Origin of the sequence: Sphingobium sp. AntQ-1, assembly GCF_028538045.1 — a bacterium.
Classification (GTDB): Bacteria; Pseudomonadota; Alphaproteobacteria; order Sphingomonadales; family Sphingomonadaceae; genus Sphingobium; species Sphingobium cupriresistens.
Window position 1 is genome coordinate 2,966,177 of sequence record NZ_CP117158.1, and the last position, 12,834, is coordinate 2,979,010.

The window sequence follows — 12,834 nt, forward strand, 5'->3', positions numbered from 1 at the left end:
TAATTATATTACAAAAGCAAAAGACACTTAGTAACTGTTCCACGCAATAATAATGCTTATCTGCGGCTAAGGTTGAATTTTAATTTGTGGATGTGCGAAGTTCTGGCCGACATCCGGTGTCCTGCTGCTCATTCCTCAACTTTTGGGCACCCCCGCCCTAAATGCTCAGAAATAAGTTACAATTCTCGTATGATAATTGGAATTTAATTACTCGACTATGATTGCTTGTTACTGTTCCACGCAACTATCTTTTATATCGGCCAGCCGTCCGATGACACGCCTTTGTAGTAACCAAATTGCTCTGCGGTAGCAACCTTGTGACACGGATCGCAAAGGTTGCGCGTGTTCTCGTCGGCGTCATCGCCGCCCAATGCCAGCGGCTTGATATGGTCCACGACGGTAGCGAGGGCAGTCTTGCCCTTGGCTTGGCAGATCTCACAAAGACCGGAGGATCGCATAAGGCGGCGCTTGCGCTGCTCCTGCCCAGCTCTACCGCGAAGGCGCTCAGCCACGTCCGCGCACCACGGCGCGCACCTGGGCAGCGATCCGCTCACCCTCATCAATCAGCCGCTCGGCGCGCTTCGTGCAGCGCGACGGCTCGCGCATGTCAAAGGCCAGCATGTGCAGCGCGCTGGCAAGGCTCTCTATCTGATCGGCGGGGGAAGGGCGCTGCTGCATGGGGGCGCTCCGTTCGAACTGGTTGCCCCGGCAGAAGTGCTGTGACACAGGCCGGGCCAGATTTCCGTTTAGGCCTATCCAGTCGGCAATTGAATTTCAGGCATTGCGCCGCAGTCCTACCGACCGCCCATCAGCGTCCGGTAGTTTGGTCGGGGAGCGCAAGGGTCAATGCCCCAGATCGTCTAGCCCCGCCTGCTGCTTAGGCAGCGTCGCTCATGTGCGAACCATCGGTTCTTAGCACAACGGGTAATATGCGCCAAGCCTCGACAGTCATAGAATAAACGCCGCCGAAATCTATTTCGGCCTTGGTTCCGTCGCTCTTCAAGACGATGCCTTCCAATCCTTGGAGCGCATGGGAATCACTCACCGTCACCTGCTCACCCGGCGTGAATGAGCGGCGAACTTGTCGCAGAGCCTTGATGCGTGCTCGCTCACTTCCCAACCGCTCGACGCGCAACCGTCGCGCATCCTCTCTGCTCTCGGCGTCACGCTCCGCTTGGGCCACCGCTTCCGCCGACCTTTCCGCGTCGCGAAGCCCGGCAACACTCGCCTCGCTTACCAACGCTGCATGGCCACATCGCTGCATGACGACGAACGGGAGATGTACGTTCGCGGGGCTTCGCGCGAACCGGACGAGGTCATCCTCTGCGCCCTCCCGCACGAATACAAAGCCGGACATGATCGGCACCGCCACCTCAATCATTCGGCGGCGCTGGCCCAGCACTAGCTCACGGCGCTCGCCCGGTGCAGGGCGGCGGATGGTGCGCTTGGGTGTCCACACGTCGAAGCCGCCGCGCGTCAGCGCCGCCGCCAGATTGATCGTGGTGCGGCCCAACGTCCGCAGTATGCACCACCGCTTGCCCTGTTCACTCATTTGTTCACTCACCCGATCACCCTCCAGTAAGATTGCGCGATGTTGGTCATGCTGAACCGCCCCATGGTGCGCTCTCCGCAGTTCCAGCACTTCCTCGGCCGCTCTTGCCCCTCGTCGCGCTCGCGGGCGGAACACAAACACTCAAGCTCTCGGATTTTCGTCATGCGGCCTCATCCTCAGCATTGCCGTAAAAGCTGTAGCTGTTCTTGGTCGGATCGAATTGCAGGACGACCTTGCCCATCTTGCCGGGCAGGCCCATTCGAACCTTCGTGCAAGCAATCGTGCTGGTCCAAAAATCGCGGTTCTTGGCTTGAACGATCAGTCCATAGTCCGCCTTATTCGCCCAATTCGCCGACCCGCTGATGTCGTAAAGGCCTGGCAGTTTGCCGCTCGATTTGCCGGGGAAAGGCTTGGACGGGTGCGCGATGATCCAGACCGCAACATCGTTCTGCTTGGCGAACCGCTTCATCATGCGAATGGCGCGGCCGGTATAGTCGGTTTCCGTCTCGTCGCCGCGGCGCTTGTGGTCGATCTCGTTCCATGGGTCGATCAGCAGCAACCGCGTGCCATTACGAATGACGCTCGCCCGGCCAAGCTCCAGAACCTCTTCGACACCCAGGCTGTCATCGTCGTCGTAAGGCGAGTGCGCGATGAAGGCGGTGTAGCGATCAATGAGGTTGTCAGCCCATTCCAGATCCTCGACCGTGTGGCGCGAAAACTCGCCCGCCATAATTAGTGCAGCACGCAGCTTGCGGATGAAGATCGGCTTGATGTCCGTCTCGAAACTGGCGATCGTCACATGGACCTGACGCCGGATCAGGTTCGCCAGCAACCACATCAGAAAACTAGTCTTACCCTGGCCGGCATAACCACTGACGACCGTGAAGGTGCGCGGCACGACCTGAAACAGTTCATCGACTTCCGCAACGCCAGTTGGGTAGCAGGTGTAGGCAGGCTGTTCGGGGAAGTCCCGCGCCGCGTAAAGCCCCTTGACCGGGTAGGGGCGGGCGCTGTCCAGCATTTCCAAAAGACGCTGGTGTCCATGGTGGATCGCCACATCGTTGGCGTCCTTGCAATGCTCTGGATACTCCACGAACATGCACCGCTCAGGCCCGAACAGGCGACAAAGATCGGCGGCCAACGCCTTACCGGCTTCGTCATTGTCCACGCACAAGATCACCTGCTTGACCTTCGCAAGCGCGGTTTCATGACGCCAGAACCAGGCATAGCGCGCGCCTTCGGTAAGCTCCTGATCGTCACTGGATTGCTTAGGTGCGCCGTTCGGGACGGAGACGACCCGGCGCTTGCCTGCCGTCATCGCTGCGAGAAAATCCCACTCCCCCTCCGTGATGATTAGCGGCTGGTTGGCGAGTGAGTCGTCCAACAGGCAATCGTGGTTCAACAGGGTGAGGGGTGCGCCCGTATCCATGCGCTGGAGCGACTTGTCCGAGATGACGCGATACTTGTGATTTATCGTCGTCCCGTTCTCGATGTAGGGGACCGCAAGCCAATTCTTGCCCTCTCGGCAAACGGTATGAAGCCCCAATTTTTCGGCCAGTATCGGGTCGATTGCGCGGGCGTCGAGCCATTCTTTGTGCGGCGTCTTCAGTTCCACGGCTTCCGTCCTTCCAATTGCAATGATGGCAAAAACAGCACCAGCCATCCGGGTCGATCAGGACCGACAGACAGCGGACCTTCTTCTTTTTTCGAGTGTGGGAGCATTGCGGGCAGGTGGTGGCGTGTTCGCCATGCCCGTAGCTCGGCAACCGGATTTTCAGGCCGGCGAGGGCGTCCGCGACGTTCAGCATATCGGCATCTCGTCATCCTGTTCGGCCTGCGTTTTGGCCTTTCTCAGGATTTTCTCGATATACTGGACTGGCGACACCGGCCTGGCGACCTGCGCGTCGGTTATGGCCTGCGCAGTCTCAACCTTGCCGAAATCACGCGACCACTTGCCGACAAGGGAACCGGGGTCGGTCTTCACATGAGGCCTGAGATAATCCTTGGCGTTGGTCCAGAACACCGTATCGGAATCGGCGGGACGCCCGTTATCGTTAGATAACGGAATAACTGTCCCTGTCCCTGTCCCTGTCCCTGTCCCTGTCAAAGCAGTCTCACTTTGGTCTACAGTAGACGGCGCTGTAGACGGCGTTGCGTCTACAAGTAGGCGTTCCAATGTAGACAGGGACGCTCCGCTTGGAGGCGTCACGCCAAGGCCGCGTAGTTGCTCTGCAATTTCCTTGAGGCGTATCCGCCACCGTTGCTGGCGCTCGTTCTTGTTGTTCTGTTTCTCTTGCCAGTCGCTCCGACGCTCCCATGCATCGTTTGCCTTTTCGGCAACGACTTTATGATACAGACGCCCGTCTGAGCATTTGACGAACCCACGCAGCGCTATGCTTTTGACCTTCTTCCACTTCGCGCCAGCGCCCGACAGGTGTGCTAGAACGCGATCGTCATCAGGGAGTGAGGCTGCGGGTATTTGCAGCCAGCACTTGCACCAAAGCGCGATTGCAGCCTTGAACTCGTCACCCGACGATAGCGCAAAAAGATCGCTGTCCGCCAAACGGGTTACGTCGAGCGGCATAAATGGCAGGCCGCGCAAATCGCAATCGGCAGGCGTAAGGGGGTCGGTCACGCCGTCTCCAATCCATAGGTTTCGATCAGCATCCGGCATTCGTCGCAGTCGATCAGGCCGCCAATCTTCGCGGTCATGATCATTTCCTTGCGACGTGCAGCGGTGCCACATTCGTTGATGAGCGCCTGAAACGACGCCATGCTTTCGGCCCTGGCGATAATGCGGGGCAGGATGTCGCCAAGGCGTTCAGCCATCAGAGCGCCTCCACCTCGACCGTCAGGCCTGGCGTTTCGCCATAGACCTTGATGATACGCGCCGATGCGACTTGGCTGTCGTCTTTCCAGACGACGCCATTGAGGCCGTCGCCAACAGCCTTGAGCAGGTTGTCGCCGTCCGGCTTACCAACATGCCATTGAGCGGCCCGTTGTCGCTTCTTCGACCAGCTCGGAGGAATGGCGAAGACAGCGGTGACATTGAGGCTCACCGGCCCGGCATATTGCGGGGCGTCGCACATGGCGATTTCCGCCGCCAAAGCGATCAGCCCCTCATAGGCCACCGTCTTCTGCGGCGTGTAGGCGCGCGCGAAGCCGCCCCGCGTTGATATGCGGGGACGGCCTTTCGCTACAGGTGCGCCGGGGACGGTGAACCGCAACATTATGCGGCCTCGTCGTATTCGTCGCCGATGCCAGGGATGCCAGGTTGGTCCGCGTCGATTTCAGCCTCGCCGGCTTCACCCGAAACCTCGTCATAGCCGCTCGTGACGATCAGGACTTCGCGGCCGCAGGCTTCGTGCAATGCCGCCACGTTGGCACCCGTGCTGGCCAGTTTCAGCTTAGCCTCTACGCCTTCCTTCTCCTTGTATTCGACAAGGTTGGCGACGATCACAGGGCGCTCGTTGGCCGCGATGATCTGGCAGGCCTGTTTAACCAGGCTACGGGCCGCACGATCGACAGTATCAGCGAAATCACGCTGCTCGCGTTCGCTCATCTGGCCCCATGGCTTAGGGGTAGCCTTGAACCACGACAGCATCGCGTCGCGGACATCGCCGCGCAACGTATCGGACGCCAGTTCGACCAGCATTTCGCCGCCGTCCAGGGTGGTTGCAGTTTCCTCGTTCTTTGGCATATAAAGCTCCTTGCGGTAGTAGGGTCCGTGTCTCGCGTTCATCGGGGCGCGGACCATCCGCCCCGGCGAATTTCATGCTCTGCTGAACCGTCCAACCCGATCCCGCGCAGCCGGAAACCTCGCATTGGCAGCGGCGCGTAACGGCGCAGCCCAGCGGCTATGCTCAAGGTCGAATTTGTGCGGGTTGATCGCCATGTGGCGGCGAAGGTGGAGTTCGATCACTTGCCCTCCTCCCGCTTGGCCGCCCGGTCGGCGGCCCGGCTGAACTCGCGGTCCCAGAAGGCGTCCTTGCGCGCCTTCCGCGCCGCTTCTGCGACTGCCTGTTCGGTGGTGAGGGGAGCGCGCGTCACGCCACGGACCTCGGACGCCGCAGCGCCTCAATCTGGCCGATCCAATTCCCCGAAGCGCCATGAAGCTGGCGGATCAACGCCTCCATCCCCAGCAATTCCGAATGGGTGACGGATCGACCACCGGGGCTGTCAGGATGCTCGGCCTCTTGAAGCTTGACCAGCAGGCGGGCGATCAGCAGCGAAGCGTCGTCCGTATCGCAGACGGCTTCCTGATCGACCAGACGCAGCCCCTTTTCGCGCAGGTACTCGTCCAACACGGTCGGGCAGACATCAAGCGCTGCATCGATGACATCGAAGCCAGGCATCGATCCGGTGAGCTGCTTGTCCAGCGCAGGCACGCTCACGCCGATCTTGTCGGCGAACGCGCCCTTGCCCAGCTTCACGATCGCGCGGGACCAGCCTTCCATAAGGAGGGCGTGCAACCGTGGTTTGGAGAGAGGGCGCTTTTCGCCCACTACGGTGCGGTGCAACATAGCTAGTCAGGCTCCATGAACAGGCTTGGAAACATTGGCGAGCGAACCACCAGCGACCTTGGCAGGACGCCCGCCTTCACCGGCGCTAGGGGCGGCGGCTATGGGGATAGGGTTGATGTAGAGGCGGCCATCGGGGGCCTCGACCAGGGCGTGGTAGGCCAATGGCTGGGTGATGCGGTGCGCCATGTCCTAAGCCGCCTCCGCAATCGGGTTACCGTCGAGATGCCCGATTACCGCCGTGTAGAACTGCGTGAGCGTTTCGGCATCGATTGCATTGCCGTAACCGCGCAGTCGTCCCACACGGGCGGGAGCCTCATGAGCCAACGGGAATGTGCCGGGTTCAACTGGCCGCCACTTTCCATCCCGGCAGAACAACCAGTCAGCAGCGTCCCGTCCGAGCATAGGCGCGCTGGGCCTGCTGTTGTGTCCCAATTGGCCATGGCGGCGGCTGTCGGCAGGGAATACCCACCGCTGTTCGGGCGATCCATTATCGCGAAGTCCGGCCCCGCTGATGCGTCCGCCGCTCGCGATGTCGGCCAGCCTGCCGTCGCCGCGAAGTCCTGCAACCGCTGCTGGTTCTTGGAACCGTCCTCGCGCTTCATCACCACCAGGCGCGCCGATCTGTCGTTGCTGCACGATGTCGTGGGCCAGCCCGCTACCCCGACCAGCATCGACAACTCGATGCTCTTCCCGATGACCTTGCGACGCTGGATCGCCGGATCGTCCCACTTGCCGCGATCCCGATTGTCCGCCGCCATTGGCGTGACCCAGCCAGAAAGCGCGATCTCGGATATGCGCCCCGCCGAAGCCCGCAGCCGGAAGCGGGACAAGCCCGAAGGCGTAACCCATGGCTTCCAGGTCAGCTTGTACAAGATCGAACCATACGCCAGTGCCGCCGCTCGCAACCTGCTCTCCAGCGACGACTGGAGGCTCGCACTGCTCGATGAGGTGGTAGAAAGCGGGCCACAGATGCCGCTCGTCAGCAAACCCTTTTCCTTGGCCTGCCGCGCTGAAAGGCTGGCACGGGCACGATCCCGTCCAGATCGGACGATCATCGGCCCAACCGGCGCGGCGCAGGGCGTAGCTGTGGACGCCGATGCCGGCGAAGAAGTGGCACTGAGTAAATCCAGCAAGCTCATCTGGGCTGACATCTTCGATGCTCCGTTCGTCAACGACGTCGGGCGCGATGTGGCCGCCAGCGATGAGTTCGCGCAGCCATGCGGCGGCGAACGGGTCGATTTCGTTGTAGTAGGCGCCACCGCATCCACCCGCGTTGTTGAGCGTGTCCATGGTTTACGCGCCCTCCCCCGGAACGAGGCCAGCGGCGACGAGATCGGCAGACAATTGCGAACATCTGCCACCATGGTTTGGATGGTAGCCCGCACGCGCCTCAGCCAGCCGCCTCGCAGCTATCGCGTCATCGAGACACTGATATCCGCCAATGGCGACCTTCTTGCCACCAGCGGCTATTTGCGCGCGCCATTCGCGACCTTTGACGCTCCAATACACACCGGAGCAACCGCTCTTGTTTGCGCGACTAAGACCCATATTTCTGGCGTTTTCGGACCGCGTTACTACTCGCAGATTTGCAATTCGGTTGTCGGCGCGGTTGCCGTTCACATGGTCGATTTCGCCGATAGGCCACGCGCCATTCTCAAGCGCAAACGCAACGCGGTGGGCGAGATACGTGCGCCCGAAAATGCGGCCATTGAAATATCCGTGGTGATCCTTGGAAGTGAAGGCGGGCTTGCCTGCCCACTTTGCGTTCCAAGAATTGAAAATTCTATTGGACTGAAAATAATGCCTGGGCCGGTGAAGCCATTCGAGGCCTCCTGTCGCGGAATCGTAATTTATCAATTTGCGGAGAGCTTGAACCCCGGCGATCGTGTCGCGCAAATCCTCCAGGAACTCGGCGGCCTGCTGCTGGACGGTATCGTAGTAGAATATGACGCTCATCTACCGAACCCCCGCAGCCAAAGCCCAGCCACCAGGGCGACCGGTGGTGAGATAAGCAGGCGCATGACGCTCGCAGTTGATCGAAGCGCACCGGCTACAGATCACGCGGGGCGGGGCAGCGACGGCCTGCGCGGCGTTTACGTTGGTGAGGCGGGCGCTCATACCACCCCTGCCTTCGCGGTCATGCGGCCCGCCCGCTCTGGCGAGCCTGCGCCACGATAGGGGAAAGGAACGATGCGCTCACCGAGCCAGCGGTTTCAGCCTCCGCTTTCATCGCCAATTCTGGCGGCCAATCCGTCGATTCCCTCAGTTGAGAGAGGCGGCTCTTGGAGACGCCCATCTTGGCGGCCAGCGCCGTGAGTGAAAGCGCGCCACCGCGCTTGAGATATGCATCTAGCGTCATGCCTGGAGGTTTAGATGATCTAAACCTAACGGGCAAGCGGAAATGTTTAGATAGGCGAAACGACAGCGGTTTGCCGCGCTGGTATTATGCAGGCATGGCAGAACCCCGTCACGACTGGTATTTCAAGCAATGGCTCGAACACCTCCGCGTGATCCAAGCTGACCTTGTGAAGGCGCTCGACTGGAATAAGTCGAAGGCCAGCCTGATGTTTAACGACAAGCAGCGCTATCACCGCGATGATGTGAATGAGGTGGCCGCCTATCTTAAGATCGAGCCGTTTGAACTCCTGCTGCCTCCAGAGCGCGCAATGGCGTTGAGGCAGTATCGGGCGAGCGCCGAACAGATTGTCACATTGGCGCACGAAAGCGACGGCGCGGGCGGCGTCCATAATGTGTCAACGATCCGACGCACTGGCACATCAGATTGACCGTCCAACTCGTCATTTACCTGTCGATCGCCGGCCAAGAGGAAATCCTTGGCGTGCGCGAGTTCAGCTTTCCGCCACGCGTTGGCGAACTGCTGCAAATCACGCATCAGGGCGAGGTTTTGAAGCTCCAGATCGAGCAAGTCCGCCATCGCGTTGATGAGCAGGGCCATATGGCGCATTTGGTTTGCGCGCGGGCGGATGCTGCCTAGTCCTTGGCTACCCATAGGCATCAGCGGCATCGCAGCGCTAATTAGCTGCGGTGCGATCACCTTATCCATTTTGAGCTACCGTCTGTCCAAGCGAAACGTGACTCTGGCTGAACCTTATGTCTCCGGTCGAATGACCTCGACGGACTTCGGTCCAGAGATCGCGTTCCAGCTAGCAGGGCCGAACCGCGAGGCATGGCGATTGCACAGTGCGAGCGTTGCGCTGTTCTCGGCCAATCGCCTAAGCCGCGCGTTGATCGGTGACGATGGTTACGTCAGCAACGCAATAGTCGGCCGCTCGCCTCACTCAGAACGAAAGATCGTTGACCTCACCTCGACGCTGTTTATCGAGCCGCTGGCCTCACTCCCGGTTTCAGTAAAATTCGAACTCAGGTCACGCAGCAACTCAAACCTTCGCATCTGGCGCACTGTCAAATACACCAAGATGGATTGACCGAGCATCGCGGCGGCTGAGATTGCTAAGGCGATTTCAACAAAGCGTTCTGCGTTCATATCAGCCCTTTCCTACATCCCCACATAGCACGTAGCATCGCGCGTTGCGAGGCTGCGATTCGTAATGCTCGCGAGAAAGTTTCGCTAAACTAAACTTTCTGCTTGCGCTTGGCGTTTAGCCATTCTAAACATCCCTTCATCAGGAGCCACCCGCTCCGCATGATGAGGGATTGAAGATGGAAGCCGTCACCGAACAGTTTGAAGTCGTGAACCGATGGACCAACCGGGTTCAGTTCACGGCCGAAATCACCTGCGCGCCTGACGCTACGATCGGTGTGAAGATTGGGCTGGCAGTGAAGTGGGCGCGCAATAGCGGTGCCGACCTGCGCGGTGCCGTCCTGCGCGGTGCCGTCCTGCGCGGTGCTGACCTGCGCGATGCCAACCTGAGCGGTGCCGACCTGCGCGGTGCCGTCCTGCGCGGTGCCGTCCTGCGCGGTGCTGACCTGCGCGATGCCAACCTGAGCGGTGCCGACCTGAGCGGTGCCGACCTGCGCGGTGCCGTCCTGCGCGGTGCTGACCTGCGCGATGCCAACCTGAGCGGTGCCGACCTGAGCGGTGCCGACCTGCGCGGTGCCGTCCTGCGCGGTGCTGACCTGAGCGGTGCCGACCTGCGCGGTGCTGACCTGCGCGATGCCGTCCTGCGGTCCTTCAAGGCCGATATGTGGATGACCTTGGCGCAGAACATAGCGGAAATCCCAGCGCTTATTCAGGCACTCAATGATGGTCGTGTCGATGGCTCGCAATATGCTGGCGACTGCGCCTGTCTGGTCGGCACGATCGCGAACGCCAAGCAGGTTCATTACGGGTCGCTTGAGCACAATTCGCGCAATCCTGCCGAACAATGGTTCCTGATGATCCGCGAGGGCGACAAGCCCGGCGATGACACTGGCGGCGGATTCGCTGCTGGGAAGGCTCTTGAATGGGCAGAGGAATTTCAGCGCCTCATAATCGATCCGGTGCCCGCATGACCGCCGCCCTCCACACCTTCGCGGCGAGCGGGCCAGCACCCTGGCACCAGCTTCCAGATGCGCGCGCCATCCTGTGCGGCATGGTCGGCAACCTGCCCACCAGCATCCGCCACGAACGCGGCTACGTCACCACCAGCGACGAATGGCTGGCCTATAATCATGAAGACCCGCGCTATGTCCGCCTGAACGAGATCAAGGCCGAATATCTGGCACCCTATCTCGCCAGCGCCGCCGCATGTCGTGACGGTCGCACGGCCGCCGCCATGGATTGCACGACGGACGAGGCGATCGACGCGGTTGCTGACACGCCGATGCTGTTCAACGTCAATGACGAGGACGAGCGCCGGACATGGCTGCATTTGAAGGAGCAGATTGTCGGCTTCGACATGCTCGCCGCCCGTCGTGGTGGATTGGCGGTGGTGTCGTGAAAATCGGCAACTATCCAGCGTTTCCATGCGAGGCGCAAGGTGATCGCTCGGTCCCGCAAGAGCATGATTATATTCAGGTCGGCATCCATGCTGCCAAGTTTCCGGGGCTGACGATCCGGGATTGGTTTGCCTGCCAAGCCCTCGCTGGACTGCTCGCCAGTCCGTTTGATGGACCGGCAGGCGCGTTTGAATCTCAGACCGCGCATTTTGCTGGAGCGGCATATCAGTACGCCGACGCCATGCTGGCCGAACGCGCCAAGGTAGGCCCGGCATGACCGCCACCAACGACAAAATCCCCGCTCGCCACCTCTATGAGGGCGAAACTGGCGGCTGGAAGGATGGCCGCTTTGGTCAGGCATATGACCTGATCGCTGAGGCGCTGAAAGAGTGCGGCGACTGTCTGCTTGAATGGCGTCGGCACCCACTTCTCAGGGCCATCGAAGCTGAGGACGAAAACCATGAGTGACCTTTGGTTCGCATGGCGTCCTGTGCGCCTCGTGTCCGGCAAGTGGGCATGGCTCCGTCACGTTCACCGCATCCGGCGCGGCACTTTCCGCCTCAATCCTGATGACCGCACATGGTGGGAGTATTGGGCATGAATATTCGTGGATCAGGCTGGCAGGCTGATTGCCCGCAATGCGTCGCCAGCAAGTTTACCTGCGATGAGCATTACGCGGCTGCGCAGTGCCCCTCGTCCCCCAACGGCCGCCACCAGGTCGATACGTCGATGGAGAGCGGCCCGAACAATTGCTTCTACTGCGAAAGGCCAATGCCATGACGCACTACCTCAATGGCTTCGTCCCCGACGTGGAATGCAAGCGCTGCGATGGCAACGGCTGGATTGAAGTCCGCCGCCACGGAATTTTGCGCGGCCTGCATCAGGAGGACTGCCCCGACTGCTGCGGCCATGGCTGGCGACCGATGACCGATGGCGAAATGGCTGACGCCGCCGAAGCCCAGCACGAAGCCATGTGCGAGGGCGAGCCGCCTGTTAGCGCGGACGAACATTATCGGATGGCCGCCGAACAGAAGCGCAGGCTCCGGTCATGATGCCCCGCCTCCTCACGATCCCCGAAATGCTGGCCGTCGTGCTGGCGATTATCCTCATCGGCGGGGCGGCTTTGCTGCTGATCCCGAACCCCGGAGCCTACTGATATGGCAACATCGCCGATCATCGAATTGCAGCCGAATTTGGCCGCCATGCTGGTCGCGCTGCATCGCAATCGCGCTGTGCCGATGGCTGACAATGCAGTATCCGATCAAGCGCAACGCAATGTCGTGGCGCTGGAGCAGGCCATTGCTGAGCGCGTCAATGCGCTGATCGCCTGTGATGGCGTGACGCTGGCCGATATTGCGGGGGCGGGGCTGTGAGCCGCGCCGCGAAGTCATACTTCGATGAGAAGTATTCACCCGCCTTGAAGGTGGTCGCTGGGGAAGGTCGCGCAATACGCCAATTCGCCATCCAAAACGACACACCCCGATTTGACGATTTCGACCGGCAATATGTCGAAATTAGCGGGTTCTTTGGCGAGCATTCTCCTCACACTTTCGCGGAGGCTCCGGCCCTTCTTGCGATGTTGCGTCGGTGGGCGGCGCTTGAAGCTGGGGCTTGGCATGTTGACCGCCACGCAGCCGAGAAGACGCGGCTCATGGCCGAAACGCGCGCCCTGATCTCCAAAGCTGAAGGATTGGGAGCATGAACGCCGTCACCAACATCATGGCGGGCGATGGCCGCAGGCGTCGAAAGCCAAGGCCGATCGCGACAGCCGAACTGATCCAGCTTTTTGAGGCCGGCATGCACGAGCCTGATCCATTCTTTGAAAGGAAGACCAATGACCGCAATCGCTGAGCGTCAGGA

The 12,834-nt window shown here is 60.6% G+C and carries 24 protein-coding genes; 10 read left to right on the forward strand and 14 right to left on the reverse strand.

The features are described from left to right. Nucleotides 1-251 precede the first annotated feature (251 nt). The 13 genes from sphantq_RS14845 to sphantq_RS24420 all read right to left on the reverse strand — a co-directional run bounded on the left by sphantq_RS14845 (nucleotide 252) and on the right by sphantq_RS24420 (nucleotide 8,031). On the reverse strand, nucleotides 252-560 hold the full coding sequence (locus sphantq_RS14845) for an HNH endonuclease (protein ID WP_336314430.1): 309 nt from the start codon (nucleotides 558-560) through the stop codon (nucleotides 252-254). Beyond that, the gene (locus sphantq_RS14850; protein WP_272798865.1) at nucleotides 505-678 is read right to left on the reverse strand and encodes a hypothetical protein; all 174 of its coding nucleotides are present in this window, start codon (nucleotides 676-678) and stop codon (nucleotides 505-507) included. Before sphantq_RS14850 ends, sphantq_RS14845 begins: the two co-directional genes overlap by 56 nt. Nucleotides 679-877: 199 nt before the next feature. Continuing rightward, a complete protein-coding gene (locus sphantq_RS14855; protein WP_272798866.1) occupies nucleotides 878-1,552 on the reverse strand; it encodes a hypothetical protein in 675 nt (224 codons plus the stop codon). A 160-nt stretch (nucleotides 1,553-1,712) separates the two neighbouring features. After that, on the reverse strand, nucleotides 1,713-3,167 hold the full coding sequence (locus sphantq_RS14860) for a DnaB-like helicase C-terminal domain-containing protein (protein WP_272798867.1): 1,455 nt from the start codon (nucleotides 3,165-3,167) through the stop codon (nucleotides 1,713-1,715). Between the two features lie 186 nt (nucleotides 3,168-3,353). Next, the gene (locus sphantq_RS14865; RefSeq protein WP_272798868.1) at nucleotides 3,354-4,187 is read right to left on the reverse strand and encodes a DUF1376 domain-containing protein; all 834 of its coding nucleotides are present in this window, start codon (nucleotides 4,185-4,187) and stop codon (nucleotides 3,354-3,356) included. Then, entirely contained in the window at nucleotides 4,184-4,381 is a 198-nt protein-coding gene (locus sphantq_RS14870) for a hypothetical protein (RefSeq protein ID WP_272798869.1), read from the reverse strand. The genes sphantq_RS14865 and sphantq_RS14870 overlap by 4 nt, the downstream gene beginning before the upstream one ends. Further along, nucleotides 4,381-4,782 carry a RusA family crossover junction endodeoxyribonuclease gene (locus sphantq_RS14875; RefSeq protein ID WP_272798870.1) on the reverse strand — a complete coding sequence of 134 codons (402 nt, stop codon included), beginning with the start codon at nucleotides 4,780-4,782 and terminating at the stop codon, nucleotides 4,381-4,383. Before sphantq_RS14875 ends, sphantq_RS14870 begins: the two co-directional genes overlap by 1 nt. Continuing rightward, the gene (locus sphantq_RS14880; RefSeq protein WP_272798871.1) at nucleotides 4,782-5,252 is read right to left on the reverse strand and encodes a hypothetical protein; all 471 of its coding nucleotides are present in this window, start codon (nucleotides 5,250-5,252) and stop codon (nucleotides 4,782-4,784) included. Before sphantq_RS14880 ends, sphantq_RS14875 begins: the two co-directional genes overlap by 1 nt. A gap of 218 nt (nucleotides 5,253-5,470) precedes the next feature. Next, the gene (locus tag sphantq_RS14885; protein WP_272798872.1) at nucleotides 5,471-5,602 is read right to left on the reverse strand and encodes a hypothetical protein; all 132 of its coding nucleotides are present in this window, start codon (nucleotides 5,600-5,602) and stop codon (nucleotides 5,471-5,473) included. Next, nucleotides 5,599-6,075, reverse strand: coding sequence for a hypothetical protein (locus tag sphantq_RS14890; RefSeq protein WP_272798873.1), 477 nt, complete (start codon nucleotides 6,073-6,075; stop codon nucleotides 5,599-5,601). The genes sphantq_RS14885 and sphantq_RS14890 overlap by 4 nt, the downstream gene beginning before the upstream one ends. A gap of 6 nt (nucleotides 6,076-6,081) precedes the next feature. Beyond that, nucleotides 6,082-6,261 (reverse strand): hypothetical protein, encoded by a 180-nt coding sequence (locus tag sphantq_RS24410; protein WP_443021482.1) that lies wholly within the window; start codon nucleotides 6,259-6,261, stop codon nucleotides 6,082-6,084. A gap of 3 nt (nucleotides 6,262-6,264) precedes the next feature. Further along, nucleotides 6,265-7,365: a DNA cytosine methyltransferase gene (locus sphantq_RS24415; RefSeq protein WP_443021484.1), complete on the reverse strand. Its 1,101-nt coding sequence runs from the start codon at nucleotides 7,363-7,365 to the stop codon at nucleotides 6,265-6,267. A gap of 3 nt (nucleotides 7,366-7,368) precedes the next feature. Then, entirely contained in the window at nucleotides 7,369-8,031 is a 663-nt protein-coding gene (locus tag sphantq_RS24420) for an HNH endonuclease signature motif containing protein (protein ID WP_443021485.1), read from the reverse strand. A gap of 341 nt (nucleotides 8,032-8,372) precedes the next feature. Here sphantq_RS24420 and sphantq_RS14900 point away from each other — a divergent pair, with 341 nt between their 5' ends. Further along, the gene (locus sphantq_RS14900; protein ID WP_272798875.1) at nucleotides 8,373-8,861 is read left to right on the forward strand and encodes a hypothetical protein; all 489 of its coding nucleotides are present in this window, start codon (nucleotides 8,373-8,375) and stop codon (nucleotides 8,859-8,861) included. Further along, a complete protein-coding gene (locus sphantq_RS14905; RefSeq protein ID WP_272798876.1) occupies nucleotides 8,858-9,070 on the forward strand; it encodes a hypothetical protein in 213 nt (70 codons plus the stop codon). Before sphantq_RS14900 ends, sphantq_RS14905 begins: the two co-directional genes overlap by 4 nt. A gap of 300 nt (nucleotides 9,071-9,370) precedes the next feature. Here sphantq_RS14905 and sphantq_RS14910 read toward each other — a convergent pair whose 3' ends face one another. Then, the gene (locus sphantq_RS14910) at nucleotides 9,371-9,580 is read right to left on the reverse strand and encodes a hypothetical protein (RefSeq protein WP_272798877.1); all 210 of its coding nucleotides are present in this window, start codon (nucleotides 9,578-9,580) and stop codon (nucleotides 9,371-9,373) included. Nucleotides 9,581-9,756: 176 nt separating this feature from the next. Between sphantq_RS14910 and sphantq_RS14915 the strand changes: the two genes are divergently transcribed. The 8 genes from sphantq_RS14915 to sphantq_RS14950 all read left to right on the forward strand — a co-directional run bounded on the left by sphantq_RS14915 (nucleotide 9,757) and on the right by sphantq_RS14950 (nucleotide 12,825). After that, nucleotides 9,757-10,548 carry a pentapeptide repeat-containing protein gene (locus sphantq_RS14915; RefSeq protein ID WP_272798878.1) on the forward strand — a complete coding sequence of 264 codons (792 nt, stop codon included), beginning with the start codon at nucleotides 9,757-9,759 and terminating at the stop codon, nucleotides 10,546-10,548. Next, on the forward strand, nucleotides 10,545-10,976 hold the full coding sequence (locus tag sphantq_RS14920; RefSeq protein ID WP_272798879.1) for a hypothetical protein: 432 nt from the start codon (nucleotides 10,545-10,547) through the stop codon (nucleotides 10,974-10,976). The genes sphantq_RS14915 and sphantq_RS14920 overlap by 4 nt, the downstream gene beginning before the upstream one ends. Continuing rightward, the gene (locus sphantq_RS14925) at nucleotides 10,973-11,251 is read left to right on the forward strand and encodes a hypothetical protein (RefSeq protein WP_272798880.1); all 279 of its coding nucleotides are present in this window, start codon (nucleotides 10,973-10,975) and stop codon (nucleotides 11,249-11,251) included. The genes sphantq_RS14920 and sphantq_RS14925 overlap by 4 nt, the downstream gene beginning before the upstream one ends. Next, nucleotides 11,248-11,442, forward strand: a complete 195-nt coding sequence (locus sphantq_RS14930; protein ID WP_272798881.1) for a hypothetical protein — start codon at nucleotides 11,248-11,250, stop codon at nucleotides 11,440-11,442. Before sphantq_RS14925 ends, sphantq_RS14930 begins: the two co-directional genes overlap by 4 nt. 308 nt (nucleotides 11,443-11,750) lie before the next feature. After that, the gene (locus sphantq_RS14935; protein WP_272798882.1) at nucleotides 11,751-12,026 is read left to right on the forward strand and encodes a hypothetical protein; all 276 of its coding nucleotides are present in this window, start codon (nucleotides 11,751-11,753) and stop codon (nucleotides 12,024-12,026) included. 105 nt (nucleotides 12,027-12,131) lie between these two features. Continuing rightward, a complete protein-coding gene (locus sphantq_RS14940) occupies nucleotides 12,132-12,347 on the forward strand; it encodes a hypothetical protein (RefSeq protein ID WP_272798883.1) in 216 nt (71 codons plus the stop codon). Next, nucleotides 12,344-12,676 carry a hypothetical protein gene (locus tag sphantq_RS14945; RefSeq protein WP_272798884.1) on the forward strand — a complete coding sequence of 111 codons (333 nt, stop codon included), beginning with the start codon at nucleotides 12,344-12,346 and terminating at the stop codon, nucleotides 12,674-12,676. The genes sphantq_RS14940 and sphantq_RS14945 overlap by 4 nt, the downstream gene beginning before the upstream one ends. Continuing rightward, nucleotides 12,673-12,825 carry a hypothetical protein gene (locus sphantq_RS14950; protein ID WP_272798885.1) on the forward strand — a complete coding sequence of 51 codons (153 nt, stop codon included), beginning with the start codon at nucleotides 12,673-12,675 and terminating at the stop codon, nucleotides 12,823-12,825. Before sphantq_RS14945 ends, sphantq_RS14950 begins: the two co-directional genes overlap by 4 nt. Nucleotides 12,826-12,834 lie beyond the last annotated feature (9 nt).

Bases quoted from the DNA above. Each gene is read 5' to 3' on its own strand.
- sphantq_RS14855 (WP_272798866.1), bottom strand. From the start codon at position 1,552: ATGAGTGAACAGGGCAAGCGGTGGTGCATACTGCGGACGTTGGGCCGC.
- sphantq_RS24410 (WP_443021482.1), bottom strand. From the start codon at position 6,261: ATGGCGCACCGCATCACCCAGCCATTGGCCTACCACGCCCTGGTCGAG.
- sphantq_RS14935 (WP_272798882.1), top strand. From the start codon at position 11,751: ATGACGCACTACCTCAATGGCTTCGTCCCCGACGTGGAATGCAAGCGC.
- sphantq_RS14875 (WP_272798870.1), bottom strand. From the start codon at position 4,782: ATGTTGCGGTTCACCGTCCCCGGCGCACCTGTAGCGAAAGGCCGTCCC.
- sphantq_RS14870 (WP_272798869.1), bottom strand. From the start codon at position 4,381: ATGGCTGAACGCCTTGGCGACATCCTGCCCCGCATTATCGCCAGGGCC.
- sphantq_RS14940 (WP_272798883.1), top strand. From the start codon at position 12,132: ATGGCAACATCGCCGATCATCGAATTGCAGCCGAATTTGGCCGCCATG.
- sphantq_RS14880 (WP_272798871.1), bottom strand. From the start codon at position 5,252: ATGCCAAAGAACGAGGAAACTGCAACCACCCTGGACGGCGGCGAAATG.
- sphantq_RS14915 (WP_272798878.1), top strand. From the start codon at position 9,757: ATGGAAGCCGTCACCGAACAGTTTGAAGTCGTGAACCGATGGACCAAC.
- sphantq_RS24420 (WP_443021485.1), bottom strand. From the start codon at position 8,031: ATGAGCGTCATATTCTACTACGATACCGTCCAGCAGCAGGCCGCCGAG.
- sphantq_RS14845 (WP_336314430.1), bottom strand. From the start codon at position 560: ATGAGGGTGAGCGGATCGCTGCCCAGGTGCGCGCCGTGGTGCGCGGAC.
- sphantq_RS14890 (WP_272798873.1), bottom strand. From the start codon at position 6,075: ATGTTGCACCGCACCGTAGTGGGCGAAAAGCGCCCTCTCTCCAAACCA.
- sphantq_RS14930 (WP_272798881.1), top strand. From the start codon at position 11,248: ATGACCGCCACCAACGACAAAATCCCCGCTCGCCACCTCTATGAGGGC.
- sphantq_RS14850 (WP_272798865.1), bottom strand. From the start codon at position 678: ATGCAGCAGCGCCCTTCCCCCGCCGATCAGATAGAGAGCCTTGCCAGC.
- sphantq_RS14910 (WP_272798877.1), bottom strand. From the start codon at position 9,580: ATGAACGCAGAACGCTTTGTTGAAATCGCCTTAGCAATCTCAGCCGCC.
- sphantq_RS24415 (WP_443021484.1), bottom strand. From the start codon at position 7,365: ATGGACACGCTCAACAACGCGGGTGGATGCGGTGGCGCCTACTACAAC.
- sphantq_RS14920 (WP_272798879.1), top strand. From the start codon at position 10,545: ATGACCGCCGCCCTCCACACCTTCGCGGCGAGCGGGCCAGCACCCTGG.
- sphantq_RS14950 (WP_272798885.1), top strand. From the start codon at position 12,673: ATGAACGCCGTCACCAACATCATGGCGGGCGATGGCCGCAGGCGTCGA.